1 pseudogene is annotated in these 1,838 nt (G+C 60.0%); it reads right to left on the reverse strand.

Annotation, left to right across the window (positions count from 1 at the left end):
* Positions 1 to 319: 319 nt before the first annotated feature.
* Positions 320 to 1,726, reverse strand: a pseudogene (locus NKI54_RS36205) (ISNCY family transposase); the annotation flags it as partial.
* Positions 1,727 to 1,838 lie beyond the last annotated feature (112 nt).

The raw sequence follows: 1,838 nt of genomic DNA on the forward strand, positions 1-1,838 counted from the left end.
CGTGTTGCAACCAAGTTCGAATGTCGCGATGTCAGCAAAGTAGAAATGTCGCATAACGGTGCTGCCGGCTGCGACGTGAGCGCCCGATCGGGCGTCAGCTGGTCGGGGTTGCGCAGCCCGATCGGGGGCGATCCAGTAGATATCCCTCGGCTTTAGCTTTGAGAGCCGCGTGGCCCTCGTCGAGCTAAAAGCCGGCTTCCGTTGTCGGTTGAGCCTTCCGGTTGATTGGAAACTCGTCCAGCACGGCGAGGACATCCGCAATACGATGCCTATCGCTCTCCGTGAGCGTCAGATCGACTTTGACGGCCTGGCTCTCGACCTTGGCTGCCGGCATTCTGGCAAGCGCCTGCTCACGCCGCACGACGACTGCGGGGTCCTTTGTGAAATCCGCCTTCTTGCCGGGCTTGCGGCCACGCTTCACATAGCCATTGCTCTGGCTGCCATCGGGAATGCCGAACATGTGGTTCGTCTGTCCGGTGCGCCGCGGCCCGCGCTGGCTGCGATGAAGCTCCCGGCCAGCCTGCATCTGGGCGACCAGTTCCAGGGCGGCATCAAGCCGCTTGTTCTCGACGATCTCCGATCTGTGAACTGAACGCAGCTTGTCGAAAGTTCTGTAGGGCAGGCTAATGCCGTCGTGAGTGACCTCAAGGCGACCATCGGGATAGTCGCAGACGATGACCTTTTTACGGGCAAGTCGCTTTGCGGTATCGGTCGGATCGAGAATGAAAAGCACCTTGTCGTAGCGCAGCGTCAAAGCCTGAGACAGCGTGCGAATCTCCTTGCGGCACATGGCGCCGTCCAGATTCTCATGATCGGCGACAGGGCGGTGCATATCCTTCGGATTGCGGGGCTCCTTGCCAAAGCGTGCGTTGAAGTCCCCCATGAACTCGGGCGCATAGGCGTTGGCCGCCTCGATCGTGCTGATGTCGCGCAGGCGCAACTCCTTCACAAGCCGGTCCTGGAGCGTTTGGTTGGCGCGCTCGACGCGACCCTTGGCCTGTGGGGTGTTGGCGCAGATGATATCGATGTTGAGCTCATAAAGAGCCCGGCCGAACTGCGTCAGGCCGCTGCTTCTATCCTTCTCGGAACCATGGGTCGTTCGGAAAATGCCATGCTTGTCGCTGTAGAACGCAAGCGGCTTGCCCCAGTCCCGCAGATACGCCTTGGCAGCATGGAAATAATCGAACGTGTTTTCCGACCCCGCAAAGCGCAGATGCAGGAGCTTGCCGGTCGCGTCGTCTATGAAGACGAGCAGGGCACATTTTGGACCTCGGTTCTCGAACCACCAGTGATGCGAGCCGTCGATCTGCACCATCTCGCCGAAACAGTCGCGCCGCCCGCGGGGCTGATGCAGCCGCTGCTTGCGTTCACGGCGCGACGTCCAGATTCCAGCCTCCGTCATCCACTTGCGCAGCGTCTCCTTGCTGACCGCGAGCTGATGCCGTTCGATCAGCTTCTCGCGGGCAAGCGTTGGACCGAAGTCGATGTAGTGTTCGCGAATCAGCTCCAGCACGAAGTCGCGAACACCATCGACAATGCGATTGTTGGAACGCCGGCCACGCGCCTTGTGCCGGAGAGCCGCAGCGCCATCCGCCTGGAACGTCTTCAACAGCCGCTGGATCTGACGAACTGAAACGCCGAGCAAGCTTGCCGCCGCAACGCTCGTCATTCGCCGCTCAACAATCTTCGACAAAACCTCGATACGCCGCAGCTCGCGTTCGCTCATCAGAACCAGTCCCAATCTGCAATCTCCCGCGCTCTCAAATGCGGGCAGATTGGCAAGGCAGGAGCGACATTCCTACTTTGCCAGATCCGGACATTTTAACTTAGCTGCTACA

Origin of the sequence: Mesorhizobium sp. M0663 (assembly GCF_040320585.1) — a bacterium.
Lineage (GTDB): Bacteria > Pseudomonadota > Alphaproteobacteria > Rhizobiales > Rhizobiaceae > Mesorhizobium.